The sequence below is a fragment of the Sphingomonas sp. SORGH_AS_0879 genome, assembly GCF_030819175.1.
Taxonomy (GTDB): Bacteria; Pseudomonadota; Alphaproteobacteria; order Sphingomonadales; family Sphingomonadaceae; genus Sphingomonas.
Genome location: NZ_JAUTBJ010000002.1, coordinates 2,352,363 through 2,377,286, shown reverse-complemented (window position 1 = coordinate 2,377,286; position 24,924 = coordinate 2,352,363). Strand labels below are relative to the sequence as shown.

30 protein-coding genes are annotated in these 24,924 nt (G+C 67.3%); 16 read left to right on the top strand and 14 right to left on the bottom strand.

Annotation, left to right across the window (positions count from 1 at the left end; translation table 11 throughout):
- Positions 1-30: 30 nt before the first annotated feature.
- The 5 genes from QE379_RS11860 to QE379_RS11840 all read left to right on the top strand — a co-directional run bounded on the left by QE379_RS11860 (position 31) and on the right by QE379_RS11840 (position 5,490).
- Positions 31-1,821 carry an ATP-binding protein gene (locus QE379_RS11860; protein ID WP_307000779.1) on the top strand — a complete coding sequence of 597 codons (1,791 nt, stop codon included), beginning with the start codon at positions 31-33 and terminating at the stop codon, positions 1,819-1,821.
- Complete coding sequence (locus tag QE379_RS11855) at positions 1,818-3,149, top strand: sigma-54 dependent transcriptional regulator (RefSeq protein WP_307000777.1); 1,332 nt, start codon at positions 1,818-1,820, stop codon at positions 3,147-3,149. Before QE379_RS11860 ends, QE379_RS11855 begins: the two co-directional genes overlap by 4 nt.
- A gap of 69 nt (positions 3,150-3,218) precedes the next feature.
- On the top strand, positions 3,219-3,524 hold the full coding sequence (locus QE379_RS11850; RefSeq protein ID WP_307000774.1) for a DUF485 domain-containing protein: 306 nt from the start codon (positions 3,219-3,221) through the stop codon (positions 3,522-3,524).
- Positions 3,521-5,224 (top strand): cation acetate symporter, encoded by a 1,704-nt coding sequence (locus tag QE379_RS11845; protein ID WP_307000772.1) that lies wholly within the window; start codon positions 3,521-3,523, stop codon positions 5,222-5,224. Before QE379_RS11850 ends, QE379_RS11845 begins: the two co-directional genes overlap by 4 nt.
- 98 nt (positions 5,225-5,322) lie before the next feature.
- Positions 5,323-5,490 carry a hypothetical protein gene (locus QE379_RS11840; protein WP_307000769.1) on the top strand — a complete coding sequence of 56 codons (168 nt, stop codon included), beginning with the start codon at positions 5,323-5,325 and terminating at the stop codon, positions 5,488-5,490.
- On the opposite strand, the gene QE379_RS11835 is transcribed toward QE379_RS11840, so the two are convergent.
- Positions 5,491-6,801 carry an MFS transporter gene (locus QE379_RS11835; RefSeq protein ID WP_307000767.1) on the bottom strand — a complete coding sequence of 437 codons (1,311 nt, stop codon included), beginning with the start codon at positions 6,799-6,801 and terminating at the stop codon, positions 5,491-5,493.
- A 114-nt stretch (positions 6,802-6,915) separates the two neighbouring features.
- Between QE379_RS11835 and pgsA the strand changes: the two genes are divergently transcribed.
- From pgsA to QE379_RS11820, 3 genes are read left to right on the top strand one after another with little or no spacing between them, the layout of a single operon-like run.
- Positions 6,916-7,470, top strand: a complete 555-nt coding sequence (gene pgsA, locus QE379_RS11830; RefSeq protein ID WP_307000764.1) for a CDP-diacylglycerol--glycerol-3-phosphate 3-phosphatidyltransferase — start codon at positions 6,916-6,918, stop codon at positions 7,468-7,470.
- Positions 7,470-7,721 (top strand): molybdopterin converting factor subunit 1, encoded by a 252-nt coding sequence (gene moaD / locus QE379_RS11825; protein WP_307000762.1) that lies wholly within the window; start codon positions 7,470-7,472, stop codon positions 7,719-7,721. The genes pgsA and moaD overlap by 1 nt, the downstream gene beginning before the upstream one ends.
- Entirely contained in the window at positions 7,718-8,158 is a 441-nt protein-coding gene (locus QE379_RS11820; RefSeq protein ID WP_307000759.1) for a molybdenum cofactor biosynthesis protein MoaE, read from the top strand. Before moaD ends, QE379_RS11820 begins: the two co-directional genes overlap by 4 nt.
- Positions 8,159-8,221: 63 nt before the next feature.
- Here the strand turns inward: QE379_RS11820 and QE379_RS11815 are convergent, their stop codons facing one another.
- From QE379_RS11815 to QE379_RS11805, 3 genes are all read right to left on the bottom strand, one after another.
- The gene (locus tag QE379_RS11815; protein ID WP_307000756.1) at positions 8,222-8,839 is read right to left on the bottom strand and encodes a fasciclin domain-containing protein; all 618 of its coding nucleotides are present in this window, start codon (positions 8,837-8,839) and stop codon (positions 8,222-8,224) included.
- 104 nt (positions 8,840-8,943) lie between these two features.
- The gene (locus QE379_RS11810) at positions 8,944-9,564 is read right to left on the bottom strand and encodes a fasciclin domain-containing protein (RefSeq protein WP_307000753.1); all 621 of its coding nucleotides are present in this window, start codon (positions 9,562-9,564) and stop codon (positions 8,944-8,946) included.
- A gap of 83 nt (positions 9,565-9,647) precedes the next feature.
- Positions 9,648-10,550 carry a hydrogen peroxide-inducible genes activator gene (locus tag QE379_RS11805; protein WP_307000750.1) on the bottom strand — a complete coding sequence of 301 codons (903 nt, stop codon included), beginning with the start codon at positions 10,548-10,550 and terminating at the stop codon, positions 9,648-9,650.
- Between the two features lie 156 nt (positions 10,551-10,706).
- Here QE379_RS11805 and QE379_RS11800 point away from each other — a divergent pair, with 156 nt between their 5' ends.
- Together QE379_RS11800 and QE379_RS11795 are read left to right on the top strand one after the other, a co-directional pair.
- Positions 10,707-11,252, top strand: a complete 546-nt coding sequence (locus QE379_RS11800) for a peroxiredoxin (RefSeq protein WP_007403328.1) — start codon at positions 10,707-10,709, stop codon at positions 11,250-11,252.
- 120 nt (positions 11,253-11,372) lie between these two features.
- Positions 11,373-11,894 (top strand): carboxymuconolactone decarboxylase family protein, encoded by a 522-nt coding sequence (locus QE379_RS11795; RefSeq protein ID WP_307000747.1) that lies wholly within the window; start codon positions 11,373-11,375, stop codon positions 11,892-11,894.
- A gap of 99 nt (positions 11,895-11,993) precedes the next feature.
- On the opposite strand, the gene QE379_RS11790 is transcribed toward QE379_RS11795, so the two are convergent.
- Positions 11,994-12,761, bottom strand: coding sequence for a sulfite exporter TauE/SafE family protein (locus QE379_RS11790; protein WP_373461777.1), 768 nt, complete (start codon positions 12,759-12,761; stop codon positions 11,994-11,996).
- A 151-nt stretch (positions 12,762-12,912) separates the two neighbouring features.
- Here QE379_RS11790 and epsC point away from each other — a divergent pair, with 151 nt between their 5' ends.
- Both epsC and QE379_RS11780 read left to right on the top strand, forming a co-directional pair.
- Positions 12,913-13,596, top strand: coding sequence for a serine O-acetyltransferase EpsC (gene epsC, locus QE379_RS11785; RefSeq protein WP_307000744.1), 684 nt, complete (start codon positions 12,913-12,915; stop codon positions 13,594-13,596).
- Positions 13,596-13,928, top strand: coding sequence for a DUF2794 domain-containing protein (locus QE379_RS11780; RefSeq protein WP_267433289.1), 333 nt, complete (start codon positions 13,596-13,598; stop codon positions 13,926-13,928). The genes epsC and QE379_RS11780 overlap by 1 nt, the downstream gene beginning before the upstream one ends.
- A gap of 59 nt (positions 13,929-13,987) precedes the next feature.
- On the opposite strand, the gene QE379_RS11775 is transcribed toward QE379_RS11780, so the two are convergent.
- The 8 genes from QE379_RS11775 to QE379_RS11740 all read right to left on the bottom strand — a co-directional run bounded on the left by QE379_RS11775 (position 13,988) and on the right by QE379_RS11740 (position 21,579).
- Entirely contained in the window at positions 13,988-14,326 is a 339-nt protein-coding gene (locus tag QE379_RS11775; protein ID WP_307000742.1) for a hypothetical protein, read from the bottom strand.
- A gap of 105 nt (positions 14,327-14,431) precedes the next feature.
- The gene (gene phoB, locus QE379_RS11770; protein ID WP_307000740.1) at positions 14,432-15,124 is read right to left on the bottom strand and encodes a phosphate regulon transcriptional regulator PhoB; all 693 of its coding nucleotides are present in this window, start codon (positions 15,122-15,124) and stop codon (positions 14,432-14,434) included.
- Positions 15,125-15,137: 13 nt separating this feature from the next.
- Positions 15,138-15,821 carry a phosphate signaling complex protein PhoU gene (gene phoU, locus QE379_RS11765; protein WP_307000738.1) on the bottom strand — a complete coding sequence of 228 codons (684 nt, stop codon included), beginning with the start codon at positions 15,819-15,821 and terminating at the stop codon, positions 15,138-15,140.
- 11 nt (positions 15,822-15,832) lie between these two features.
- Positions 15,833-16,594, bottom strand: coding sequence for a phosphate ABC transporter ATP-binding protein PstB (gene pstB / locus QE379_RS11760; RefSeq protein WP_307000736.1), 762 nt, complete (start codon positions 16,592-16,594; stop codon positions 15,833-15,835).
- Positions 16,591-17,850, bottom strand: a complete 1,260-nt coding sequence (gene pstA, locus QE379_RS11755; RefSeq protein WP_307000735.1) for a phosphate ABC transporter permease PstA — start codon at positions 17,848-17,850, stop codon at positions 16,591-16,593. The genes pstB and pstA overlap by 4 nt, the downstream gene beginning before the upstream one ends.
- The gene (gene pstC / locus QE379_RS11750) at positions 17,843-19,219 is read right to left on the bottom strand and encodes a phosphate ABC transporter permease subunit PstC (protein WP_307000733.1); all 1,377 of its coding nucleotides are present in this window, start codon (positions 19,217-19,219) and stop codon (positions 17,843-17,845) included. Before pstC ends, pstA begins: the two co-directional genes overlap by 8 nt.
- A complete protein-coding gene (locus tag QE379_RS11745) occupies positions 19,216-20,262 on the bottom strand; it encodes a substrate-binding domain-containing protein (protein WP_307000731.1) in 1,047 nt (348 codons plus the stop codon). Before QE379_RS11745 ends, pstC begins: the two co-directional genes overlap by 4 nt.
- A gap of 72 nt (positions 20,263-20,334) precedes the next feature.
- Positions 20,335-21,579, bottom strand: coding sequence for a cell wall metabolism sensor histidine kinase WalK (locus QE379_RS11740; RefSeq protein ID WP_307000729.1), 1,245 nt, complete (start codon positions 21,577-21,579; stop codon positions 20,335-20,337).
- Between the two features lie 111 nt (positions 21,580-21,690).
- Here QE379_RS11740 and QE379_RS11735 point away from each other — a divergent pair, with 111 nt between their 5' ends.
- The 4 genes from QE379_RS11735 to QE379_RS11720 are packed head-to-tail and all read left to right on the top strand — an operon-like array spanning position 21,691 to position 24,272.
- The gene (locus QE379_RS11735; RefSeq protein WP_307000727.1) at positions 21,691-22,128 is read left to right on the top strand and encodes a hypothetical protein; all 438 of its coding nucleotides are present in this window, start codon (positions 21,691-21,693) and stop codon (positions 22,126-22,128) included.
- Between the two features lie 4 nt (positions 22,129-22,132).
- Positions 22,133-22,417: an HPr-rel-A system PqqD family peptide chaperone gene (locus tag QE379_RS11730; protein WP_307000725.1), complete on the top strand. Its 285-nt coding sequence runs from the start codon at positions 22,133-22,135 to the stop codon at positions 22,415-22,417.
- Positions 22,414-23,259 (top strand): HprK-related kinase A, encoded by an 846-nt coding sequence (locus tag QE379_RS11725; protein ID WP_307000723.1) that lies wholly within the window; start codon positions 22,414-22,416, stop codon positions 23,257-23,259. Before QE379_RS11730 ends, QE379_RS11725 begins: the two co-directional genes overlap by 4 nt.
- A complete protein-coding gene (locus QE379_RS11720; RefSeq protein WP_307000721.1) occupies positions 23,244-24,272 on the top strand; it encodes a nucleotidyltransferase family protein in 1,029 nt (342 codons plus the stop codon). The genes QE379_RS11725 and QE379_RS11720 overlap by 16 nt, the downstream gene beginning before the upstream one ends.
- Here the strand turns inward: QE379_RS11720 and QE379_RS11715 are convergent.
- On the bottom strand, positions 24,232-24,924 hold the full coding sequence (locus QE379_RS11715) for an HAD-IA family hydrolase (RefSeq protein ID WP_307000719.1): 693 nt from the start codon (positions 24,922-24,924) through the stop codon (positions 24,232-24,234). The genes QE379_RS11720 and QE379_RS11715 overlap by 41 nt on opposite strands.

Below are 24,924 nucleotides of genomic sequence, written 5' to 3'. Positions count from 1 at the left end.
TTGGTCACTCGGTTGCGATATTCCGCACATATGGCTGACACGTCCTCCCTGACGCTGCGCTACGTCCGGCGATTTGCGTGGCCGGTGATCGCGGTCCTCCTGCTCGCACTGGCGGCATCGCTGGGACTGCGCGTCTATGCGCATCGTCAGGCGATGGCGTCGTTGCGCGCCGATGCGAACCGTATCGCCCGTCAGCAGGAGCGATTGCTCAACAGCGAGTTGCAGCGCTTTCGCCTGCTGCCCATCGTGCTGGCCGAATATCCCGATGTGGGCGCGGCGCTGCGCAACGGTTCGAGCCAGGCCGTCGCGCGACTGAACGAGAAACTGCGCGGGCTGGCCGAGCGGACCGGGGCGCCCGTCATCTATGCCATCGACCGACAGGGGCGGACGATCGCCGCCTCCAATGCGGGCGAACCGGAAAGCTTCGTCGGTCGCGACTATAGCTTCCGCCCCTATTTCCGGCAGGCGTTGCGCACCGGAACGTCGGAATATTTCGCGCTCGGCAATACCAGCCATCGCCCCGGCCTGTTTCTGGCGCGCCGTATCGGTCCCGCCAATGCCCCCGACGGCGTGGTGGTGGTGAAGGTCGAGTTCGCCCGCATCGTGCAGGCGTGGGCCAGCGATCCGGGGCAGACTTTGTTGCTCGACGATCACGGCGTCGTCGTGGTGACGACCGATGGCCAAGCGCAATTCACCCTTACGCGCCCGCTGACCGCGATCGCCCGCGCCGAGATCGCCGAAAGCCAGCAGTTCGGCGAGCGGCAATTGCGCCCCGGTCCGCTGCGGACCATCGGCGACCGGGCGATCGCCCGCGACGGCACCCGCTATGTCGTCGGTCAAAAGCCCGCGCCGTTGCCCGGCTGGCAGTTGGTCCATGTCCTGCCGTCCGCGCCCGCGATGCAGGAGGCGGATAGCTGGGTCCGGTCGGCCACGGTGCTGATCGTCGTCGGGCTGATCGGGCTGACCCTGCTGACGATCTGGCGGCGGACGCGGGCGGAGCGCGCGGCGCTCGCGCGCGAGGCGCTGGAGGCGGAAGTCGCGCGGCGCACCGCCGAGTTGCGCGCCACCAACGATCGCCTGACCGTGGAGATCGCGGAACGTATCCGCGCCGACCAGCGGTTCCGCGCGGCGCGCGAGGAACTGGCGCAGGCCAACCGGCTGGGGTCGCTGGGCTCGATCACGGCGGGCGTCGCGCATGAGATCAACCAGCCGGTGGCGGCGATCCGCACGCTGGCGGACAATGCACGGACCTTCCTGTCGCGCAGCCAGCCGGACAAGGCGGAAGGCAATCTGGCCACCATCGTTTCGCTGACCGAGCGGATCGGATCGATCGTCCAGGAGATGCGGCGCTTCGCCCGGCGGGGTACGCAAGGACTGGGGCAGGTGTCGCTGGACGAGGTGCTGGACGGCACGATGCTGCTGATCGGCGACCGGTTCCGCAGCGCGGGGGTCGCGCTGGAGCGGCCCCTGGGCGGCGCGCTGCCCATCGTGGTCGCGGGACGGGTGCGGTTGGAACAGGTGCTGGTCAACCTGCTCCAGAACGCGCTGGATGCGGTGGCGGGCCGGCCCGATCCGCGCGTCCGCCTGACGGTGGAGGAGCAGGCGGACGGCATCGACCTGACGGTCGAGGATAACGGGCCGGGGCTGGACCCAGCGATCGCGTCGGACATCTTCACCCCCTTCGTCACCGGCAAGCCCGATGGGCTCGGCCTGGGGCTGGGGATCGCGCGGGACATCATGACGGAGTTTGGCGGCATGTTGGAAACCATCCCCTCGACTCTTGGCGGGGCGGGCTTTCGGATCAGGATGCGCAGGGTATGAGCGAGGCGGGCATGAGCGGGGGGTTTCGCGTCCTGCTGGTCGATGACGACACGGTGCTTCGCCAGGCGCTGGCCCAGTCGTTCGAGCTGGCCGGGATCGATGTGGAGGCGCATGGCGATCCGCTGGCGGCGCTGGCGACCGTCTCGCCCGATTTTCCGGGCATGGTCGTCTCCGACATTCGGATGCCGGGGATCGACGGGATCGAACTCGCCCGGCGGATTGCCGCGATCGATGCGAAGATACCGGTCATCTTGATGACCGGGCATGGCGACGTGCCGATGGCAGTCGCCGCGTTGAAGCAGGGTGTGTTCGATTTCGTCGCCAAGCCCTTTGCCGCCGATCACCTGATCGCCAGTGCCGAGCGCGGGCTGGAGATGCGGCGGCTGGTCCTCGACAATCGCCGCCTGCGGCTGGCGGCGGAGGAGGCGCAAGGAGCCTATCCGCTGATCGGCGAGACGCCCGCGATGATGCGGTTGCGCGACACGGTGCGGCAGGTGGCGCAGGCCGATGTCGATGTGCTGGTCGAGGGGGAGACGGGGACCGGCAAGGAACTGGTCGCTCTGCTGCTCCACCGCTGGAGTGCGCGGCGGACCCGGCCCTTCGTGGCGGTCGACTGCGCCGCCCTGCCCGAGGCGATCGCCGAGGACGAGCTGTTCGGCCAGGCGCATGGCCGGACGCCGGGGCGGATCGCGGCGGCGCATCGCGGCACGCTGTTTCTGGACGAGGTCGACAGCATGGCCCCCGCGCTGCAAGGCCGGATGCTGCGCGTGGTCGAGGAGCGCGAGGTGCGCGCCATCGGGGCGGAGGACCCCCAGTTGCTCGACCTGCGCATCGTCGCGGCGGCCAAGTCCGATCTGGCGCGCGCGGTGGAAGAGGGGCGGTTCCGGGCCGATCTGCTCTATCGCCTGGATGCGGTGCGGCTGCGCGTGCCGCCTTTGCGCGAACGGCGCGCCGATGTGCCGTTGCTCTTCGCCCATTTCCTGCGCGAAGCGGCGGAGCGGTTCGGGCGGCCGGTGCCGATGATCGACGGCGGTATCCAGGCAAGGCTGCTGTCGCACGACTGGCCGGGCAATGTGCGCGAGGTGCGCAACTATGCCAACCGGGTCGCGCTGGGCCTGAGCGCTGAGGGCGGGGAGTCAGGCGATCCGATGCCTTTGCCCGAGCGGGTTGAGCAGTTCGAGGGCGCGACGATCCGCAGCGTGCTGGAGGAGGTGGCGGGCGATGTCCGCGCCGCGCTGGGCGTGCTGGGGATTCCGCGCAAGACATTCTACGACAAGGTCGCGCGGCACGGTATCGACCTGAACGCCTATCGCCCCAATCGCGCTTGACGCCACGCCGGGGGCGGGGGACCATGGCCGCCACGACGCCGACCATCGGCGCGGGGTTAGGAGAATGCCATGGAGGATGCCGCCGCCCGGCTGGCCCGAGATCCGCGCTATATCGCGCTCGTTCGCCGGCGAGGACGCTTTACCACCGCGCTGACGATCATCATGCTGATCGTCTATTTCGGGTTCATCCTGACCATCGCCTTCGACAAGGCCTTGCTCGCCCGCTCGATCAGCGGCGGGGCGACGAGCTGGGGCATCCCCATCGGCCTGGGCGTCATCGCGCTCGCGATCCTGCTGACCGGCCTGTATGTCTGGCGCGCCAATCGCGACTTCGATCCCGTAATCGAACAGTTACGCGCGGAGGAACGGGCATGAGGCGCGTCGTTCCGGCGCTGGGCGTGCCGCTCGCCCTGCTGCCCGCGTCGGCGGCGAGTGCCCATGCCATCGGCCCGGCGGTGCAGCAGGCGACCAACTGGACCGCGATCGGCATGTTCGCCGCCTTCGTCGCGCTGACGCTGGCGATCACCCGCTGGGCGGCGCGGCGGACGCGGACCGCCTCCGACTTCTATACGGCGGGTGGCGGGATCACCGGCTTCCAGAACGGGCTGGCGATCGCGGGCGATTTCATGTCGGCGGCGTCCTTCCTGGGGATTTCGGCGCAGATCTATGCCGATGGCTATGACGGGCTGATCTATTCGATCGGGTTCCTCGTCGGCTGGCCGATCCTGCTCTTTCTGATGGCGGAGCGGCTGCGTAACCTGGGGCGGTTCACCTTCGCCGATGTCGCCTCCTTCCGCTTCGCGCAGACGCCGGTGCGGATGGTTGCCGCATGCTCGACGCTGCTCGTCGTCCTCTTCTATCTGATCGCGCAGATGGTCGGGGCGGGGCAGTTGATCCGGCTGCTCTTCGGGCTGCCCTATGGCTATGCGGTGGTCATCGTCGGGGTGCTGATGACGCTCTATGTGCTGTTCGGGGGCATGACGGCGACGACCTGGGTCCAGATCGTCAAGGCGATGATGCTGCTCGGCGCGGCGAGCTTCATGGCGATCGCGGTGCTCGCGCGGTTCGGGTTCAGCCCGGAGGCGCTGTTCGCCCGTGCGGTCGACGTGAAGACCGCGCTCGCCGCGCTGGCGGGTGCGGGGCCGGACGAAGCGGTGGCCAAGGGCCGGGCGATCATGGGGCCGGGCGGCTTCATCAAGGATCCGATCTCCGCCATCTCGATCGGCGCGGCGCTGATGTTCGGGACCGCCGGATTGCCGCATATCCTGATGCGCTTCTTCACCGTTCCGGATGCCAAGGCGGCGCGCAGTTCGGTGCTGTGGGCGACGGGCTGGATCGGCTATTTCTACATCCTGACCTTCGTGATCGGCTTCGGTGCGATCGTGCTGGTGGCGACCGATCCGGGCTTTCTCGATGCCGACGGGGCGCTGCGTGGCGGCAGCAACATGGCCGCTATCCATCTGGCGCAGGCGGTCGGCGGCAATCTGTTCCTAGGGTTCATCTCGGCGGTGGCGTTCGCGACCATCCTGGCGGTGGTGGCGGGGCTGACCCTGTCGGGCGCGTCGGCGGTCAGCCATGACCTTTATGCGACGGTGATCAAGAAGGGGCAGGCGGACTCCGCCTCCGAACTCCGCGTCTCGCGGATCACCGTCCTGGTGCTGGCGGTGGTGGCGATCCTGCTGGGCATCGTGTTCGAGAAGCAGAATGTCGCCTTCATGGTCAGCCTGGCCTTCGCGCTGGCGGCTTCGGCCAATTTCCCGGTGCTGCTGCTGTCGCTGCTCTGGTCGGGTTGCACGACACGCGGGGTGGTGGCGGGGGGACTGGTCGGTCTGCTCACCGCGCTGGTCCTGACGATCCTGTCGCCCGCCATCTGGGTGAAGATACTGGGCTATGACGCGCCGATCTTCCCCTATGGTTCGCCGACCATCTTCTCGATGCCGCTCGCCTTCCTGACGATCTGGATCGTGTCGATCACCGACCGTACCGGCCGTGCGGCGGTCGACAGGGCGGGCTATCCGGCGCAGCGGGTCCGGTCGGAAACCGGGATCGGCGCCGCGTCGGCGCATCAGCATTGACAGACTGTGCCCGCTGTCTCGGAACGGGGCAGCGGGTAGGATTTTCCGCGCCATTCTGCGGATGCCGAAATGGTGAATGCGGCGTTAACATTTTCACCATGAGACGCCGCCTCATCCTTACCAACGAAGCCGCCCGCCATCCCTTTCGGCGTTCGCTGCCGCCGCCCGTGACCCAAAGGCAGCGGCGCGAGGACGATCAGGATTTCCGCCTGTTCGTCCTCAGCTTCACGGCCTTTTTTATCTGTATCTACAGCTTCCTGCTCTGATCAGGCGGGGTCGACGCATCCGTCATGGCAAGCCCGGTGGAGCCTGAGCGCCAGCCAGGCCGAAACCAGGCACATACCCGCCACCAGGAACAGCATGTTTTCCGGCGTCACGCCCGCCGCGCTGATGCCGAGCACCGCCGCCGAGCCGATCGTCATGGCGAAGCAGTTGACGATGTTGTTCGCCGCCACCGTCCGCGCCGTCTGGTCCTTCTCGACGGTGGTCGTCAGGAACGCATAGAGCGGCACCACGAACATGCCCCCGGTCGTCGCGATGGCGAGCAACGTCGCCAGGATTCCGATCGCGCGCGGCTCGGCCAGAAAGGCCTGCCAGCTATACAGGCCGCCATCGGGGGCAGGCGTCCAGTTGCGGCACAGGATCGAGAAGAGAACCACGAACGCGCCCATCGCGATGACCGAAACGGGGGAGTAGCGCGCCGAAATCTCGCCCTTCAGCATGGTATTGATGACCACCGATCCGATGGCGACCCCGATCGAGAAGATCGCGATGGCCAGGCTCGCCACCTCCTTGTCGGCGGTCAGGACATTCTTGACAAGCGGCGGGAAGACGATGATCAGCACCGAGCCGATCGTCCAGAAGAAGCTGATCGCGACGATCGCCAGGAACAGCCGCCGGATATGCAGCGTGGCGGCGATCAATCGCCACGACGCGGTGAAGGGGTTGAAGTTGAGCTTGAGCGGCGGCCCTTCGCGCGGGGCGGGCGGCACCTGGCGCGCGGTGAACCAGCCGAGTACCGCGACGACCAGCACGCCCGCCGCCGCCGCCTCGATCGGAACCCAGCCGGCGACGACCGTGCCGAGCAGGATGGCGAGATAGGTCCCCGCCTCGACCAGCCCGGTGCCGCCCAGAATATCGTCGGGCTCCAGATGCTGGGGCAGGATCGCGTATTTGATCGGCCCGAAAAAGGTCGAATGCGTCCCCAGCGCCAGCACGGTGCCCAGCATCAGGCCCAGCCCGATATTGATATAGCCCGCCTTGGCGATCATCAGGCCCAAGGCGCCGACGATCATGATGCCGATCTCGGCGGTCTTCACGATGCGGATGATCCGCGCCTTGTCATGGCTGTCCGCCAATTGCCCCGACAGCGCGGAGAGCAGGACGAAGGGCACGATCGACAGGCCGGTGGCGAGCGCGTTGAAGTTCGCCTCCGCATGGGCGTCGTTGAAGATCGCATAGGTGGCGAACAGCACCATCGACGTCTTGAACAGATTGTCGTTGAACGCGCCGAGAAACTGGGTGGTGAACAGCGGCAGGAACCGACGCCGCTTGAGAAGCCCGAGGGCATTGAGCATAACGAAAAATGGCCCGATCGTGGCAACAGGATGACGACAACATAGCCATGCCCGTCCGCATCGCCAACCGCTTAAAGCGGTTTGTCATGGACGGGCGAGCGGTTAGAAGGCGTCATGCTCACGCTGCCCAACCTTTTGACGCTCTCGCGAATTGTGGCCGTACCCCTGCTCGCGGGGCTGTTGTGGCAGCCCCATTGGGAATGGGGGTACGGCGTCGCCTTCGCGCTCTACTGCCTGATGGGCATCACCGATTATTTCGACGGCTATCTGGCCCGCGCGCAAGGGGCGGTGTCGAAGCTGGGCATGTTCCTGGATCCCATCGCCGACAAGATCATGGTCGCCTCGGTCATCCTCGTCCTCGTCGCGGTGCAGGTGATCGGCGGGCTGAGCGTCGTCGCCGGGCTCATCATCCTGTTGCGCGAGATCGCGGTGTCGGGCCTTCGCGAGTTCTTGGCGCAATTGCAGGTGTCGGTGCCGGTCTCGCGGCTCGCCAAGTGGAAGACGACGTTGCAACTTATCGCGCTGGGCGGGCTTATCCTGGGGGGCGCGCTGCCCGGCTGGGCCTGGGTCCATAGCATCTCGCTCGCCGCGCTGTGGGCGGCGGCGGTACTGACGCTCATCACCGGCTGGGATTATCTGCGCGTCGGCCTCAAGCATATGGATAGCTGATGACCATCCTTTATTTCGCCTGGGTCCGTGAGCGGATCGGGCTGGCCGAAGAGGCGCTGGCCCTGCCCGACGGCGTGGTGAGTGTCGCCGATCTGATCCGCTGGCTGGCGGCGCGCGGCGGCGGCTATGCCGAGGCGCTGGCCGAGCCCGAGCGGCTACGCGCGGCGGTCGACCAGAATTTCGTCGGCCTCGACGCCTCGGTCGTCGGCGCGCGCGAGGTGGCGATCTTTCCGCCGGTGACGGGCGGATGATCCGGGTCCATGTCTCGCCCGACCCGATCGACCTGACCGGGGAGATGACGCGGGTCGAGCAGGGTAATGTCGGCGCGGTGGCGAGCTTCTGCGGGTTGGTGCGCGCCGATGACGGCGTCGATGTGCTCGAACTGGAACATTATCCCGGCGCGACCGAGACGGCGCTGGATCGGATCGCGCGGACCGCGACCGAGCGCTGGTTGTTGCAGGCGGCGACGATCGTCCACCGGGTCGGTCCGATGCGACCGGGCGAGCGGATCGTGCTGGTCGTCACCGCCGCCCCGCATCGCCGCGACGCGCTGGACGCGTGCGCCTATCTGATCGACCGTCTGAAGACCGACGCGCCCTTCTGGAAGCGTGAGACGCGGGGCGACCGGGCGAGCTGGGTCGAAGCGCGCGAGAGCGACACGGCGGCGGCGTCGCGCTGGCAGGCCTGACTTCGGCGGGTGTGAAAAGGCGGAGCCGAAGCGCCGCCTTTCACGTCTCACTGCTTGGTACGATCAGCCGATCTTGGGCACGTTGATGCCGTTGGTCAGATGGACGACGCCGTTGGTCGCGTCGACATCCGCCTTGTCGACATAGGCCTTTTGCCCGTTGACATCGGTCAGCATGATGTTGCCGTTCGGCCCGACCTGCGCGGTCAGCGGCTGTCCGGCGAGCGTGGTCAGCGTCGCGGTGCCGTTCCCGGCGGTGATCTGCGCCTTCAACTGCTCGGCGGTCAGCTTGCCCGCGACGACATGATATTTCAGGATCGTGGCGAGTGTCGCCTTGTTCGCGGGCTGGCTGAGCGTGTCGAGCGCACCGGGGGGCATGCGGCTGAACGCCTCGTCGCTGGGTGCGAAGACCGTGAAGGGGCCGGGGCCGGACAGATCGGCAGTGAGGCCCGCGGTGGCCACCAGCTTGGCCAGCGTGCTGCGGTCGGGGGTGGCGGCCAGAACCTGGACGATGGTGCCGGTGGCGGCGGGCGTCGCCTGCGCCGGGGCGGCGGGGGCTGCCGGGGCGGTTGGGGCAGGCGCGGTTTGGGCGGGGGCCGTCGTGGTCTGGGCCGTCGCCACACCGACACTGGTCAGAGCTGTGGCGGTGGCGAGGATCGCGAAGGTCTTCATCATGAAAGTCATACTCCCGTTCTTCTGGCGGCGGAGCGGGATCGCATCGCGCCGCATGGTGAAGGGCAGACCGGCGATGCGTCAGCGAAACGACCGGTCTGCGGGGAGTAACGCACTTAATCCAGTTTTGGCACCAAAACGCCGTTGACGATGTGGATGACGCCGTTCGCCTGCGCCAGATCGCCCGCCTCGATATAGCTTTTGTTGCCGCCAGCATCGGTCAGCGTGATGACCGACTGGGTCATGGTGACGGTCAAGGGTTCGCCCTGCACGGTCATGATCGTCGCGGTGCCGCCGCCCGCCGCGATCCGCCGCTGCAACTCAGCGACACCGACCGTCCCGGGCAGCATGTGAAAGCGAAGCAGCCGGACGAGCGAATCGCGATTGGCGGGTTGCAGCAGCTGCTCCTGCACGCCGGGGGCGAGGCGCCCGAACGCCTCGTTGGACGGCGCGAACAGCGTATAGGGCCCCGGTCCCGCCAACGTGGTCGCCAGACCCGACGCACGGACGGCGGCCACCAGCGAGGATAGCGAGGGCGTGGCGGCGGCATTGTCCAGGATGGTCCGGGTCGGCGCCATCGCCTGATCCGGCATCATCGGCGCTTCGGCGGGGGCGGGCGCGGCGGTGGAGGGGGTGGCGGGCGCGGCCTTCTGGTCCGCGCCTCGTCCGCAGGCCCCAAGCCCGATCAGGGCGACGAGCGGCAGCGCGGCCAGCAGGCGTCGTGCGGTAAGGGGCATGGGACACATCTCCTGAAGCAATGGGGTCGGAGGCAAAGACGCGTGCGATGCGCTCCGGTTGCGGATGGGTGGGCGACGGGCGATCAGGCCGCCTCGCCCAGAACCTGCGCCAGCAGGCGGAAATCCTTCTCGCGCGGGCTGGCCCGCCGCCAGACCAGCGCGATCTTGCGCATGGCGTTCTCCGCATCCAGCGGGCGGGCGGTGATGTTGGTATTCTCCAATATCCCCGCACGCAGCGCCATTTCGGGCAGCATCGTCATACCCAGCCCGTTATCGACCATTTGCACGATAGTGTGAAGCGACGTGCCCAGCATCGTCGCCTCGGCCCGCAATTCGGGGCGGTTGCACGCGGCCAGGGCATGATCCTTCAGGCAATGCCCGTCCTCCAGCAGCAGCAGCCGGGCCTCGTCGATCGCAGAGGCCGGGATAGCGGCGGGCGGGGACCGGTCCTCGTCCGTGGGAAAGGCGACGAACAGCCGGTCGTCGAACAGCGGCTCGGCCGTCACCTCGCCGCAAGCGAAAGGCAGCGCGAGCAGCACGCAATCGGTGCGCCCGTTGTGAAGGCGTTCGCAGGCCGGGCCGCTCGGCTCCTCGCGCAGGAACAGCTTCAGGTCGGGATAGTCGCGGCGCAGGCGCGGCAGGATGCGGGGCAGCATGAAGGGGGCGATGGTCGGGATGACCGACATGCGCATCTCCCCCGACAAGGGACGCCCGGCCGCGCGCGCCATGTCGCCCAGTTCGTCCGCCTCACGCAGCACGCGCCGCGCCTTGTCGGCGATCCGCTCACCCAGCGGCGTGAAGCGCACGACGCGCCGGGTCCGCTCGACCAGCGTCACGCCGATCAGCGTCTCCAGCTCGCGCAGGCCCGCCGACAGGGTGGATTGCGTGACGAAGCACGCATCGGCCGCCCGCCCGAAATGACCGTGGTCCTGCAAGGCCACCAGATATTGCAGTTGTTTTAACGTAGGTAGGTAGGTCGCGGCCATTGATCGTCTCAGTCGATTGCGATTTGACAAATAGCTTGTTGGATCGAACGCGCCAGTCCCCATATCCGTCACCACAACGAATACAGGCGGCCCACCGCCGATCGTGTGAGAGGATGGCTGAAGCCGAATTTTTGGGAAGAAATGGAGGCTATTGCCATGTTGACCGTTGGAGACAAGCTCCCCGCATTCACCGTCCCCGTCCAGCAGGGGACCAACGCGCTGCCCGCCGGCGAGACGATCAGCGACACCTCCTATGAGGGCAAGTGGAAGGTCCTCTTCTACTGGCCGAAGGACTTCACCTTCGTCTGCCCGACCGAGATCGTCGGTTATGCGCAGCTGAAGGATGATTTCGCTGACCGTGACGCCGTGCTGATCGGCGCGTCGACCGACACTGCCCATGTCCACCTGGCATGGCGCAAGTCGGACCCGGATCTGGCCGCGGCCGATTTCCCCTGGATCGCGGACAATGGCCGCGTCCTGGCCGACGCACTGGGCATCGTCGACAAGAATGAGCATGTCGCCTACCGCGCGACCTTCATCATCGACCCCGACAATGTCATTCAGCACGTCACCATCAACGGCCTGAACGTCGGTCGTAACCCGCAGGAAACCCTGCGTGTTCTCGACGCGCTGCAGACCGACGAGCTGTGCCCGTGCAACTGGAACAAGGGCGACGACGTCCTTCAGCTCGCGGCCGAGTAATCCTGTCGTCCGGGGGCGTTCGCGTCCCCGGACCCATCATTCCCGACGCCCCGGCGAGGGCTGCCGATCCGTGATGATCGGCGGCCCGGACTGGGGCGTCGTTTATCCGGAGCATATCCCATGTCGCTCAAGGAATTTGCCGGGCAGTTGCCCGACTTCGCCAAGGACATTCGCCTGAATGTCGGATCGCTGCTTAACGAGGCAGTGCTGAACGATCAGCGCAAATACGGCCTGCTGCTCGCCTGCGCCCACGGCACCGGCCACAAGCCGCTGGTCGAGGCCGCCGAGGCCGAATGCGCGCCCAGGCTTTCGCCCGAGGCCGCCAATGCGGCGCGCGCGGCGGCGGCGGTCATGGCGATGAACAACGTTTATTATCGCTTCACCCACCTGGCCGGGAACCAGGAGTATCGCAACATGCCCGCCAAGCTGCGCATGAACGTGATCGGTGCACCGGGGATCGACAAGATCGACTTCGAGCTGTTCAGCCTCGCGGTCTCGGCGATCAACGGCTGCGGCATGTGCATCGACGCGCATGAGGCGGTGCTGAAGAAGGCGGGTGCCTCGGCAGAGACCATCCAGACCGCCGTCCGTATCGCTGCGGTGATGCAAGCGGTGGCGACCGTCCACTCGGCGATCGCCTAAAACTCCTCCCCGGTACGGGGAGGGGGGCCGCTGCGAAGCGGTGGTGGAGGGGTTTTCCGCCGGATACCCCCTCCGCCAGACCCATGGCCTGCCGAGGATTTACGCGGCAATCGCCTGATACAATCCCCAGAAGCTGGTCAGCGTCAGGATGCCCCCCACCATCGTCAGTAGAATGCGTGCGGGCACCCGCTTGGCGAGCATCGCTCCGAACGGTGCGGCGAAGACGCCGCCGATGAGCAGCCCGACCGTCGCCATGGTGAACGCACCCCAGCCAAGCTGGGTGATGAAGGTCGCCGAGATGGTCGCGGTCAGAAAGAATTCCGCCGTGTTGACCGTGCCGATGGTGGTGCGCGGCGCGGCCCCCTGCGCCAGCAGGTTGGAGGTCACGACCGGCCCCCAGCCTCCGCCACCCGCCGCATCCAGGAAACCACCGATAAGGCCCAGAGGCTCGACCACTTTCGGCTCCCGCACATGCGCCTTGTGCCGCCAGGCACGGACCAACAGGTAGAGGCCGATGGCGGTCAGATAGGCGAGCACGAACGGCTTCACCACCGCCGCGTCGATGTTCGACAGGACATAGGCGCCCAGTGCCCCGCCGATCACGCCCGGGATCATCAGGCGCAGGAACAGCCGCCAGTTGACGTTGCGATGGACCGCATGGCTGATCCCCGAGACCGCCGTGGTGAAGGTCTCGACGCTGTGCACGCCTGCGGACGCGGCGGCGGGCGGCACGCCCAGGCTGATGAGCAGCGTGTTCGAGATCACGCCGAACGCCATGCCCAGCGCGCCATCGACCACCTGTGCGGCAAAGCCGACCGCCACGAAGGGCAGGATATGGATCAGCTCGGTACTGGTCGGGTCCATCATGTCTCCTTGGGTCGTCCGGCCAGGGCCATGCCGTGTCGTCTCCAACGCTGCAACAAAGATAGAGTTTGTCGCGCGGATACGCCTTGTCCCGCTATCTGGATTTCGAGGACCGCTGTGCTTAAATGCACCTATCGCATCTGGGGACATGCTCATGCCGAGCCGTTTGGCCGCTTATCTCGATTCGATCCGGGCTCGCGACCCCGCGCCGCATTCGCGCGCGGAGATATTGCTTTATCCGGGCGTCTGGGCCCTGGCCGGTCACCGGATCGCGCATCGCCTCTATCGCGCGCGCGCCTTTTTCCTGGCACGGCTGGTCAATCACTTCACCCGCTTCCTGACTGCGATCGACATCCATCCGGGTGCCGAGATCGGGCGCAATTTCTTCATCGACCATGGCTTTGTCGTGATTGGCGAGACGGCGGTGATCGGTGACGACGTCACCATCTATCAATGCGTGACGCTGGGCGGGACCAGTCCGGACAATGGCGTGGCAGGCAAGCGTCACCCGACGCTGATGGACGGGGCGATCATCGGTTCGGGCGCGCAGGTGCTGGGCCCGATCACCGTCGGCTCACGCGCTCGGGTCGGGGCAAATGCGGTGGTGACCCGCGACGTGCCCGAGGGCGCGGTGATGGTCGGCATTCCGGCGCGCCCGACGGTGGTCGAAGGCGGCGCCGCGCCCGAACGGCGTTTCGTCCCCTATGGTACGCCCTGTTCCGATGTGTTTGATCCGCAGACGCAGAAGATCGAGCTGCTGCGATGCGAACTGGACACGATGCGGCGACGACTGGATGCGGTGCTGGCCGAGCAGGAAGAGAAGCGCGACCGCGCCTGATGGGGGTCCTGCCGTTTCCCAAGTCCCCAGGGCAGGTCGGGTTCGAGCGGACCGAACTCAACCGTATCCTGGACCTGTATGGCCGGATGGTGGCGGCGGGGCATTGGCGCGATTATGCCATGGATCTCGGGCGGGACGCGGCGATCTTCTCCGCCTTTCGCCGAACCGCCGAGCGGCCCGAATACCGGATCGAGAAGCGTCCCGCCTTGCGCAACCGCCAGGGCATGTGGGCGCTGATCGGCGAGGGCGGGGCGGTGCTCAAGCGCGGGCATGAGCTGGGCCCGGTACTCGCGCCCGTCGAACGCCGCCTGATGAAACTGGTCGAGGAATAAGAAAAGCGCCGGTCCCCTGAGGGAACCGGCGATTTTTCTACAGCCGGGTGAAGGGCCGGTTACTTGCCGCCACGCTGGCGGCACTGGTCATACTGACCCTTTTTGCAGATCGGATAGCTCTTCAGCGGAGCCGGGGCCGGATAGGCCTGCGACGGGCTCGGAGCCTGCTGGAACACGACGGGCGCGCCCGGGGGCGGGGGCGACGCCATCGGCGGCTGGGCAGGCTGATAGCCGCCTGCGGTCATCGTCGCGGCGGACGCGGCGGCATTGGCCTGCGTATCACCGGTCGTGGTGTCGGTCGAGGCACCCGCCTGCGCGGTGGTGTCTGTCTGGGTCGTGGTCTGGGCCATGGCGGGCATGGCCATCAGCGCGGTGGCGGCCAGAAAAACGAGCTTCATGCGAATCTCCTGTTCAGAAGCGCAAGTGCGTTAGCGCGTGGGCAGAACGTCCCATGCCGCACTTGGCTCCCTCGTTTCGCTTGCGACCCGATCCTGACGCTTTTTTCAGCCTCCCGCGTCGAGCGAATAGCCCGCCGAGCGCACCGTGCGGATGATGTCGGGCCGGTCGCCGATATTGATCGCCTTGCGCAGACGGCGGATGTGCACGTCGACCGTCCGGCTCTCGATATCGGAATCGTGCCCCCAGACCGCGTCGAGCAGCCGCTCGCGCGAGAAGACCCAGCCCGGATGCTCCAGGAAATGCTTGAGCAGGCGGAATTCGGTCGGCCCGAGCGAGACGACCTCGCCCGCGCGGCGGACCTTGTGGCCGACCGTGTCCATCTCGATATCGGCATAGGTCAGTGCCTCGCCCGCCAGTGCCGGACGCACGCGGCGCAGCACCGCGCCGACGCGGGCGACCAGCTCGCGCGGAGAGAAAGGCTTGGTGACATAATCGTCCGCGCCCGTCTCCAGTCCGCGCACCCGGTCCTCTTCCTCGCCGCGCGCGGTCAGCATGATGATCGGGACGTTCGCCGTCTCGGCCGAGCGGCGAAGGCGGCGGCAGACCTCGATGCCCGAAATCCCCTCGACCATCCAGTCGAGCAGGACGATGTCCGGCGTGCTCTCGCGCGCCAGCAGCAGGGCCTCCTCGCCATCGGGTGTGTGGACGACCTCGAAATCCTCGCGCTTGAAATGGAAGACGAGCAGTTCCGCCAGCGCGGCATCGTCCTCGACCAGCAACATCTTTACGCGTGCCATGGTGCCTGTTCCCTCAAGAAGGCAGTGTGCCGCCGCGATCCCGCTCACCCATCTGGGTGCCGGTGGCGGCGAAATAGACCATCTCCGCGACGTTCGTCGCATGGTCACCGATCCGTTCGAGATTCTTGGCGATGAACAGCAGGTGCGCGACCTGTCCGATCGTCTTGGGATTCTCGACCATATGGGTGACGAGCGTGCGGAAGATGGAATCGTAGAAATCGTCGAGTGCGTTGTCGCTGTCGCGGACCCGGACCGCCGCCTCGGCATCGCGCGCGGCGAAGGCGTCGAGCACGTCATGCACCATCGCCGAGGCGATCTTCGCCATGGCGGGCAGGATCGAGATCGGCTCGATCCGGTCCTCGCTCTCGATCATCGGCACGCGCTTGGCGATGTTCTTGGCATAATCGCCGATGCGCTCCACGACGCTGGCGATCTTGAGTGCCGCGACCACTTCGCGCAGGTCGTTGGCCATGGGCGCGCGCAGGGCGATGGTGCGCACCGCCAGCCGCTCGACCTCGGCCTCGATCAGGTCGATCGCCTTGTCGTCCTCGCGAACCTTGCGCGCCAGTTCCAGGTCGGAGCGTTGCAGCGCCTTGATGGCGTTGGCGATCGCCTCCTCTGCCAATCCGCCCATCTGGCTGATAAGCCCGCGCAGGCGGCCGATATCGTTGTCGAAGGCTTTTACGGTGTGGTCCATGATCCTCGTCCTCAGCCGTACCGGCCGGTAATATAGTCCTTCGTCCGCTCTTCCCTGGGGTTGGTGAAGATGTCGGACGTCTTTCCGTACTCGACCAAAGTGCCGAGGTGGAAAAAGGCGGTACGCTGGGAGACGCGGGCGGCCTGCTGCATGTTGTGGGTGACGATCGCGATGGCGTAGCGGCCGCGAAGGTCGTGGATCAACTCCTCGATCCGCGCGGTCGCGATCGGATCGAGCGCGCTGCACGGTTCGTCCATCAGGATCACCTCCGGGTCGACCGCGATGGCGCGGGCGATGCACAGCCGCTGTTGCTGGCCGCCCGACAGCGCGGTGCCGCTTTCCGAGAGGCGGTCCTTCACCTCGTTCCACAGGCCCGCACGGGTCAGCGAGCGCTCGACGATCACATCCAGTTCGGCCCGCGACGATGCCAGGCCATGGATGCGCGGGCCATAAGCGACATTCTCATAGATCGACTTGGGGAAGGGGTTGGGCTTCTGGAACACCATGCCGACCCGCGCGCGCAACTGCACCACGTCCATTTCGGGCGCATAGATGTCCTGCCCGTCGAGGCGGACGTCGCCGGACACACGTGCCGACGGGATGGTGTCGTTCATCCGGTTGAGCGTGCGCAGGAAGGTCGACTTGCCGCAGCCCGAGGGGCCGATGAACGCGATGACGTGATCCATGTCGACATCGATCGAGATGTCGTGGATCGCCTGCTTGGCGCCGTAAGACACGCTGACGTTGCGCGCGGTTATCTTGGGGGTGCTCACCAGCGTGTCTCGAACCGATTGCGGAGATAGATGGCCAACCCGTTCATCGCGAGCAGGAAGACGAGAAGGACGATGATCGCGGCCGAGGTCTTCTCGACGAAGCCCCGGTCCACCTGGTCCGACCATAGGAAGATCTGCACCGGCAACACGGTCGCCGGATCGGTCAACCCATGCGGCGGCGCGGCGATGAAGGCGCGCATGCCGATCATCAGCAGCGGCGCGGTCTCGCCCAGCGCGCGGGCCATGCCGATGATCGTGCCGGTCAGGATGCCGGGCAGAGCGAGCGGCAGCACGTGATGGAAGATCACCTGCACCCGCGACGCGCCGACGGCCAGCGCGGCATCGCGGATCGACGGCGGCACCGCCTTGATCGCGTTGCGCCCGGCGATGACGATCACCGGCATGGTCATCAGCGCCAGCGTCAGTCCACCGACCAGAGGCGCGGAGCGGGGAAGCCCGAAGCTCCCCAGGAACACCGCCAGCCCCAGCAGGCCAAAGATGATCGAAGGCACCGCCGCCAGATTGTTGATCGACACCTCGATCATGTCCGTCCAGCGGTTCTTCGGCGCATATTCCTCCAGATAGAGGGCCGCCAGCACCCCGATGGGGAAGGCCAGGGCAAGCGTGACCAGCATGGTTAGAAGCGACCCCTTGGCCGCGCCCCAGATGCCGACCCGCGTCGGATCGGTCGCATCGGCGTCGCGCAGGAAGCCGATATTCCATCCGGTCGACACCAGCCCGCGCGCCCGCAACCGGGCGACGACCCGCTCGGCCTCCGGCATCCCCTCGCCCTTGGCGGCGACGTCATAGACGCTGGCGACGGGCAGGCTGAAATCGGTGGTTCGACGAAGGAGCGAGGGATCGGCCTTCACCGCATCACGGACCACGATCCACGCGCCGGGCGACAGCAGGTCGATCCCGTCCGACCCGAAGGCGTTGGTCGCCGCGCGGTCGACCGCATCCTCCAGCCCGGCACCCGCCAGCGCCAGATCGGCCCCGCGCCCCTTCAACCGGGCGGGCTCGATGGGAAGCTCCGCCGCCGCCAGATCGATCGGCAAGGCGACGCGCGTTTCGGTAAAGCCACGAAAGCCTTGGGCGATCATCGTGATCAGCAGGAACGCCAGGAATGCCGCCGAAAGCGCGACCGCCGCCGCGCCTATCCGGCGGAACCGGCGCTCGGCGGCATAGCGGCGACGCAAGCGCCGCGCCATCGCCGGGCTGCCCCAGCGGTCTGCGGACGAGGGCGGCCTATTCATAGCTTTCCCGATACCGCTTCACCACGCTCAGTGCGACGATATTGAGGAGCAGGGTGATGACGAACAGCGTCAGGCCCAGTGCGAAGGCGGCGAGCGTCTTGGGGCTGTCGAACTCCGCCTCGCCGGTCAGCAGGTCGACGATCTGGCGCGTGACGGTGGTCGTGCTGGCGAAGGGATTGGCGGTCAGCGTCGCGACGCCGCTCGCCGCCATGACGACGATCATCGTCTCGCCGATCGCGCGGCTGACCGCGAGCAGGACACCGCCGACGACGCCGGGCAGGGCGGCGGGCAGCATGACGCGGGTGATCGTCTCGGACGGTGTCGCGCCCATCGCCAGGCTGCCGTCGCGCATCGAACTGGGGACCGCGGCCAGGCTGTCATCGGCCATGGACGAGACGAAGGGGATGATCATCACCCCCATGACCAGCCCGGCGGCCAGCGCGCTTTCGGACGAGGCCCAGTCGATGCCGATCGCGACCGCGAACTGCCGCACGGCGGGGGCGACGGTCAGCGCGGCGAAATAGCCATAGACGACGGTCGGAATGCCCGCGAGCACCTCCAGCACGGGCTTCATGATCCGGCGCACGCGCGGTGCGGCATATTGGGTCAGGTAGATGGCGCTCATCAGGCCGAAAGGGATGGCGACCGCCATGGCGATCACCGCGCCGATGAAGAAGGTCCCCCAGAACAGCGGCACCGCACCCAGCGACGCGCCGGGATCGCGCGGGTCGATGACCTGCGGGCTCCAATGGGTGCCGAACAGAAAGTCGGTGATCGGCACGACCGAGAAGAAGCGTCCGGCTTCGTACAACAGGGAGGCGACGATCCCGGCGGTGGTCAGGATCGCGATCAGCGAGGCGGCGAGGAGCAGGCCCAGCACCACGCGCTCGATCCGGGTGCGCGCCGAAAAGCCCGGCTTCACCCGCAGATAGGCATAGGCGCCCCCCGCCAGCGCCAGCAGCAGGACGATCGCGGTGGCGATCCAGTCGATCCGCGTCTGCGCCCGATCATAGGCTGGCGCGAGCGTCCGCGACAGCGCGTGGAAGGCGCCATGCGCACGCCCCGCCGCCAGCGCGCGCGCCTCGGACAGGATCGCCGCCCGCTCGAAACCCGGCGCGGGTAGTTGCACGGCGGCGGGGACGTGCAGCACCATATCGGTGACGAGCGCGGGTGAGGTCGCCGACCAGATGGCGAGGAAGATCATCGGCGGCACCGCGGTCCACAGCGCGACATACCAGCCGTGATGATGGGGCAGCGAACTGACCCGCGTGCTGGACCGCCGCCGAAAGCCGAGCGCGCGCATCCGCGTCGAGGCCCAGGCGATGATGCCCAGCCCCAGGATCAGGATGAGGAGGATTACGCCGCTCATGACGGCAGATGTGCCGGATCGAGTGGAATTTCCCTTGTGATGATCGCGCGCGCCTGTGCTTGGACCGCAGCAGGCGACGCGATCAGGCCGCGCCGCGTCAGGGGGCCGTTGGCGCCCCAATTCGCGGCATAGAGCGTCAGGAAACGCCGCAGGCCCGGAATGGCGTCGAGATGCGCCTTCTTCACATAGATGTAGAGCGGGCGGGACCCCGGATAACGATCGGCGGCGATCGCGTCATAGGTCGGTGCGACCCCGTCGATGGTGACGCCGTTCACCGTCTGGCGGTTCTCCTCCAGATAGGAATAGCCGAACACGCCCAGCGCATCCGGATTGGCCTGAAGCTTCTGGACGATGAGGTTATCGTTCTCGCCCGCGTCGATATAGGCACCGTCATCGCGGACGCGCGTGCAGAGCAGATGGTGTGCTTCGGGATCGCGCACGGAGAGCGCCCGCGCCTGCGGCTCGACCGCGTCACATCCGCGCATCAGGATCAGTTCGGCCAGGGCGTCGCGGGTGCCGCTGGTCGCCGGCGGGCCATAGACCTGGATCGGAATGGCGGGCAGCGCCGGGTTCACGTCGCGCCAGGTCCGCGCCCGGTTGGGCTTGCCGCCCGGATGCGCGCCGATCGCCCGATAGATGTCGGCGGTGGTCAGCGCCATGCGCGGCCCGCGCTTCGATTCGGCGAAGGCGATGCCGTCGATCCCGATGGGAATTTCCAGCACCTCCGCCGCGCCATGTGCCGCGCAGTCGCGATACTCGCCCGCCTTCATCCGGCGCGAGGCGTTCTCGATGTCCGGATGTCCCGCCCCGATGCCGGCGCAGAACAGCTTCATGCCAGCACCCGTGCCCGTCGACTCGATGACCGGCGCCTTGGCCTCCGGATCGGCGGCGACGAAGCGTTCGGCGATGATGGTGGTGAAGGGATAGACGGTCGAGGACCCCACCGCCGTGATCTGCTCGCGCACGCCCGCGCCGCCGCCATTGGCCTGATCGTGACAGGCCGCCAGCGCGAACATCGCGGCGAGTAGGCAGGGCAGGCGCATCGAGATCCTCAGGCCACCGGAACGGGTGCGAACTGGCCGCTGCCACGTTCACCATACCCCCGTGTGACATTTCTATTGCGCTTTTGTGACAGCGTCCTCGGAAACACTTTTCGTGGCGGTTTTCGCGATGGGCAGGCGCACGGAAATGGTCGTGCCCACACCGACCTCGCTGGCGATCTCCAACCGACCCCGATGCCGCTCGACGATATGCTTGACGATCGCCAGGCCCAGGCCGGTGCCGCCGATACTGCGACTGCGCCCCGAATCGACCCGGTAGAAGCGCTCGGTCAGGCGGGGCAGGTGATTGGCGGCGATCCCCTCTCCCTGATCCGCGACGGTCAGGCGCAGCTTGGCGTCGTCCTGTTCCAGCGTCACCCGGACCGGCGTGTCCGCACGGCCATATTTCATCGCATTGCCGATTAGATTGTGGAGCATCTGCGATAATTGCGCCCGGTCGCCCACGACCGGCGGCAGGTCTTCGCCCAGGTCGCACACGATATCCGCCGCGCGGGGCGAGCCGGAGTCGAGAAATTCCTCGTGAACATCCTCGACCAGATCGACCAGATCCACCGGCTGGGCGGGCTGGCGATATTTGTCCGCCTCGATCCGGCTGAGCGAGATCAGATCCTCGACCAGCCGCTGCATCCGCCGGGCCTCGTCGAACATCACCTTCAGGAAACGGGCGCGGATTTCGGGGTCGTCGCCCGCTTCGTCGCCCAGTGTCTCGATAAAGCCGAGGATGGAGGCCAGGGGGGTGCGCAACTCGTGGCTGGCATTGGCGACGAAATCGACGCGCATCCGCTCGGCGGCGTCATGCGCGGTCTGATCGATCAGATGGACGATGCGCTGGCCCCCGGTCGTATCCGCGACCCGCATTTCCCAGCGTTGTTCCAGTGAGCCGAGCCCGACCAGCGAGATGGGCTGACCCGGCTCGGTCACGCCTCCCTTGGCCAGCAGGCGATCGGCGGCGGCGGGGTGACGGATCGCGATTCGCGCATCCTCCCCGACGATATGCGCGCCCAGCAAGGCGCGGGCCGATCGGTTGGCGAGGACGACCTGCCCCTTTTCGATCAGCAGCACCGGTTCGACGATCGCGTCCAGTGCCTCCTCCAGCAGAGGTGATAGCGGTCCCCGCCCATCCTCGGGTGAGGCTTGCTCCTCATCCTTCTGGGGCACGCCCTCGCTGGCCACCAGAGCGGCCGCGATGCCGCCGACCAGGGTGATGATCGCCGGGGCGGGGCCGCCGGTCATGAACACCACGATCGCAGCGACGACGATGACGACGATGGCCCATAAGGTGCGAATGCCGAATCCCATGGCATGCCGATGTAGCGGGCGGCGTCCGGCCTGTCTTCCTCCCAGCTTGGGTCAACCTCCGTTCGCGTGGGTGCTTGTCGGGCGGGCGTGAATATGGAACACCGCGCCGTCATGGATGACATGTCCCCATCCCCCGAAAATCCGGCCCCCGACAATGGGGTTGAGCCCGTCGCCGGCACGTCGCCCGTCACCAGTCGGCGGATGCTGATGCTCGGTGCCGTCGGGGCGAGCGCGGTGGTCGCGATCCGCCCGGCGCTGGCGCAGACGGCGGGATCAGTCCTGACCTGCCAGATCCCCGTGCCCGATCCCGGTCGCGCGGGCAGCTATATCGCGCTCGACGGATCGACCGTCCCGGCGCGAACCCTGGGCTCCTTCGCGCCGCCAAGCCGCCCCTATACGGGCGAGGAGGTCCGCCAGGCGTTGCAGGGCGGGATGCTGCCCAATTCCAATTTTCTGAGCAACCGGGCCTATCTCAACTATATCCGGCGGTTGCAGCGCGGGCAGGGCGGCTTCACCTGCTATGCCTCATTGCAGATGCCGGGCAATTGAGGCCATGAGCGGCCCGCGCTACCGCGCGGCGGGGGCGGAATTGCTGATCGTCGAGCCGCTCGATCTGTTCACTGCCGTCTTTCATCGGCCCTCGGGCATGACGCATCTGCTGACCGAACCCGCGCCCCAGATATTGGAAGTGCTGGCGCAGAAGGCTCTGACCGCCGACGCGCTGCTGGCCCGGCTGTCGCAGGAATACGAAGTTGGCGACGCGGCGGGTGAGGGGGCCGCGATGCTACAGGCCCGGCTGGAGGAATTGGAAGCGGCGGGGCTGATCGACGCGCGGTGAGGCATCATGTCACCTTGCGGGTCGGGCCGGTCGGCTTTCGGATCGGGTCGGACTGGCGCGATCCCATCGACGCGGTGACGGCGCTCTATCGCGATTATCCGCGCGCCGACTTCGCCGATTACACGGTTCGTCTGGAGGCGACTTCGCCCATCCGCCGCCGGTTTCGGCCATCCATCCATATCGCGGGCGATTACCGCCTGCCCGAAGCGGCGCCGCTTCCGCTGGCGCAGGGGCTGTTGGCGGCGGAATTGGGGATGAACCTTCAGATGGCGCTGGGTCATCGCCGTCATCTGCTGCTCCACGCGGCGGTGGTCGCGCGGGACGATCGGGCGATGCTGATGAGTGGCATTTCGGGGGCTGGCAAGTCGACGCTGTCGCTGCTCTTGGCGCGGCGCGGTTGGCGCTTCCTGGGCGACGAATTCGCGCTGATCGACCCGATGACGGGGCTGGCCGTTCCCTTTCCCCGCCCCATCAGCCTGAAGAATGAAAGCCTGGCGGTCATCCCGCCGGACAGCCACACCGGCCCTCTGCTCACCGGCACGCCCAAGGGCGATATCCGCCATGTCGCCCCCGACGCTCGGGCGATCGCGGCGATGGATCGGCCGGCGCGACCGGCACTGCTGGTCTTTCCGCGCTTCGGCTTTCCGTCCGCCAGCCGGGTGCTGCCCCCTGCCGAAGCCTTTGTCCGCCTGACCCAAGCGTCGACGAACTATGTTGCGATGGGCGAGGCGGGGTTTCGCGCGCTCACCCGATTACGCGCCGAGGTGCCCGCCGTCGCGCTCGACTATCCGGACGGTGCGGCGGGTGTGGCGGCGGTGGAGGCGTTGTGGGACGCGCTGTGACGCCGGTCGAGCGGCTGGTGGGGCTGCTTCGCGAGCCGACCGGGGCGGTGGCTCTGCCCCTGACCGAATGGACAGATGTGCTGACCGTGGCGCGGGCGGAATTGCTGTTGGGGACGCTCGCCTCCCGTGTCGACGGACTGGCAGTGCCGGCGTCGGTAGCACGGGTTCTGGCCGATGCGCGCGCCGAGGCGGAGGAGACGCGCCGCGCGGCGCTCTGGGAAGCGAACCGGGTGGCGCGGGCGCTGATGCCGCTGGGGATTCCGGTCATTCTGTTGAAGGGTACCGCGTTCGTCGCGGCGGGATTGGCGGCGGGACGGGGACGGTCGATCGGCGATTGCGACATCCTGATCCCGCGCGCGACCTTGCCCGAGGCCGAGGCGCTGTTGGCGCAGGCCGGGTGGGAATGGGTGAAGGCCGATCCCTATGACGATCATTATTATCGGGAGTGGATGCACGAGCTTCCCCCGCTGATCCACCGCGAGCGGGACCGGATGCTTGATGTCCACCACGCCATCCTGCCGCCAACCGCGCGGCCCAAGCCGGATGCGGCGGCGCTGATCGCCGGAGCCGAGCCGCTGGGTGGTGGTCTGGCCGTGCTGTCGCTTCCCGACATGATCGTCCACGCCGCTGCGCATCTGTTCGCCGATGGCGATCTGACCGGCGGGCTTCGCAATCTATGGGATATCCACGCCTTGATCGGCGAGCGTGGATGCGACGGCGTCGAACGCCAGGCGGCGCGCCATGATCTTTCGGATACCGTTGCCCGCGCCCTGCGACTGGCCCATGCCATCTATGCCACGCCGGTACCGCCCGCTTATCGGCGAGCGACCGTGATCGAGCAGCTTTATCGTCGCCGGATGCTGGCGCGGGACGGTTGGGGGCGGGGGCGGCACCCGGTGACGCGGGGCGTTTTCTATCTACGCTCCCACGCCATCCGGATGCCGCTGCCGCTGCTGGCCCGCCATTTGTGGATCAAATGGCGGAAGGGGAAAGCCGCGCCAGCGTCGGAATGAGATCACCATAGCCGTCGATGATCGCGTCGGCCCCCAGCGTCCCGACCGGCTGGCTCAGAAAGCCGAAGGAACAGGCGACGACCGGCAGCCCGGCGGCCTTGGCGGCCTCCACGTCGAAGATCGAATCGCCGACAAAGGCCGCCGTCCCGCCCCCGCATCGCTCGACCAGCGCCTGGATCGGCACCGGCGAGGGTTTCGCCACCCCCAGCGTATCGCCGCCGATGATCGCCGCGAACCAATCGGTCAGACCCAGCGCATCGAGGATGGCGCGGGCGAAATGCTCCAGCTTGTTGGTCATGATCCCCATGGTCACGCCGCGCGCCGCCAATTGGTCGAGCGCGGCCAGCGCACCGGGAAAGGGCGCGGTGTGAATGGCGAGATGGCCTTCATAATAGTCGAGCAACCGGCGATGCAGCAGGTCGAGGGTTTCCGTATCATATCCCCCCGTGGCGTCGAGTCCGTGGCGAAGCATCGCCCGCGCGCCGCCACCGATCATCGGCTTGACCGCCTCGACGCTCAGCGGCGGTCGCCCGATCGAGGCCAGCGCATGGTTGACCGCCGCCGCCAGATCGCCGCTGGTATCCAGCAGCGTGCCGTCCAGGTCGAAGCCGACGATGGAAAAGGGGAAACCGTCTGGTGAATTCGCGTCCAT

Excerpts from the sequence above, each read along its gene's own strand:
- QE379_RS11860 (WP_307000779.1), top strand. The coding sequence starts at position 31 with ATGGCTGACACGTCCTCCCTGACGCTGCGCTACGTCCGGCGATTTGCG.
- QE379_RS11855 (WP_307000777.1), top strand. The coding sequence starts at position 1,818 with ATGAGCGAGGCGGGCATGAGCGGGGGGTTTCGCGTCCTGCTGGTCGAT.
- QE379_RS11850 (WP_307000774.1), top strand. The coding sequence starts at position 3,219 with ATGGAGGATGCCGCCGCCCGGCTGGCCCGAGATCCGCGCTATATCGCG.
- QE379_RS11845 (WP_307000772.1), top strand. The coding sequence starts at position 3,521 with ATGAGGCGCGTCGTTCCGGCGCTGGGCGTGCCGCTCGCCCTGCTGCCC.
- QE379_RS11840 (WP_307000769.1), top strand. The coding sequence starts at position 5,323 with ATGAGACGCCGCCTCATCCTTACCAACGAAGCCGCCCGCCATCCCTTT.
- QE379_RS11835 (WP_307000767.1), bottom strand. The coding sequence starts at position 6,801 with ATGCTCAATGCCCTCGGGCTTCTCAAGCGGCGTCGGTTCCTGCCGCTG.
- pgsA (WP_307000764.1), top strand. The coding sequence starts at position 6,916 with ATGCTCACGCTGCCCAACCTTTTGACGCTCTCGCGAATTGTGGCCGTA.
- moaD (WP_307000762.1), top strand. The coding sequence starts at position 7,470 with ATGACCATCCTTTATTTCGCCTGGGTCCGTGAGCGGATCGGGCTGGCC.
- QE379_RS11820 (WP_307000759.1), top strand. The coding sequence starts at position 7,718 with ATGATCCGGGTCCATGTCTCGCCCGACCCGATCGACCTGACCGGGGAG.
- QE379_RS11815 (WP_307000756.1), bottom strand. The coding sequence starts at position 8,839 with ATGACTTTCATGATGAAGACCTTCGCGATCCTCGCCACCGCCACAGCT.
- QE379_RS11810 (WP_307000753.1), bottom strand. The coding sequence starts at position 9,564 with ATGCCCCTTACCGCACGACGCCTGCTGGCCGCGCTGCCGCTCGTCGCC.
- QE379_RS11805 (WP_307000750.1), bottom strand. The coding sequence starts at position 10,550 with ATGGCCGCGACCTACCTACCTACGTTAAAACAACTGCAATATCTGGTG.
- QE379_RS11800 (WP_007403328.1), top strand. The coding sequence starts at position 10,707 with ATGTTGACCGTTGGAGACAAGCTCCCCGCATTCACCGTCCCCGTCCAG.
- QE379_RS11795 (WP_307000747.1), top strand. The coding sequence starts at position 11,373 with ATGTCGCTCAAGGAATTTGCCGGGCAGTTGCCCGACTTCGCCAAGGAC.
- QE379_RS11790 (WP_373461777.1), bottom strand. The coding sequence starts at position 12,761 with ATGATGGACCCGACCAGTACCGAGCTGATCCATATCCTGCCCTTCGTG.
- epsC (WP_307000744.1), top strand. The coding sequence starts at position 12,913 with ATGCCGAGCCGTTTGGCCGCTTATCTCGATTCGATCCGGGCTCGCGAC.
- QE379_RS11780 (WP_267433289.1), top strand. The coding sequence starts at position 13,596 with ATGGGGGTCCTGCCGTTTCCCAAGTCCCCAGGGCAGGTCGGGTTCGAG.
- QE379_RS11775 (WP_307000742.1), bottom strand. The coding sequence starts at position 14,326 with ATGAAGCTCGTTTTTCTGGCCGCCACCGCGCTGATGGCCATGCCCGCC.
- phoB (WP_307000740.1), bottom strand. The coding sequence starts at position 15,124 with ATGGCACGCGTAAAGATGTTGCTGGTCGAGGACGATGCCGCGCTGGCG.
- phoU (WP_307000738.1), bottom strand. The coding sequence starts at position 15,821 with ATGGACCACACCGTAAAAGCCTTCGACAACGATATCGGCCGCCTGCGC.
- pstA (WP_307000735.1), bottom strand. The coding sequence starts at position 17,850 with ATGAATAGGCCGCCCTCGTCCGCAGACCGCTGGGGCAGCCCGGCGATG.
- pstC (WP_307000733.1), bottom strand. The coding sequence starts at position 19,219 with ATGAGCGGCGTAATCCTCCTCATCCTGATCCTGGGGCTGGGCATCATC.
- QE379_RS11745 (WP_307000731.1), bottom strand. The coding sequence starts at position 20,262 with ATGCGCCTGCCCTGCCTACTCGCCGCGATGTTCGCGCTGGCGGCCTGT.
- QE379_RS11740 (WP_307000729.1), bottom strand. The coding sequence starts at position 21,579 with ATGGGATTCGGCATTCGCACCTTATGGGCCATCGTCGTCATCGTCGTC.
- QE379_RS11735 (WP_307000727.1), top strand. The coding sequence starts at position 21,691 with ATGGATGACATGTCCCCATCCCCCGAAAATCCGGCCCCCGACAATGGG.
- QE379_RS11730 (WP_307000725.1), top strand. The coding sequence starts at position 22,133 with ATGAGCGGCCCGCGCTACCGCGCGGCGGGGGCGGAATTGCTGATCGTC.
- QE379_RS11715 (WP_307000719.1), bottom strand. The coding sequence starts at position 24,924 with ATGGACGCGAATTCACCAGACGGTTTCCCCTTTTCCATCGTCGGCTTC.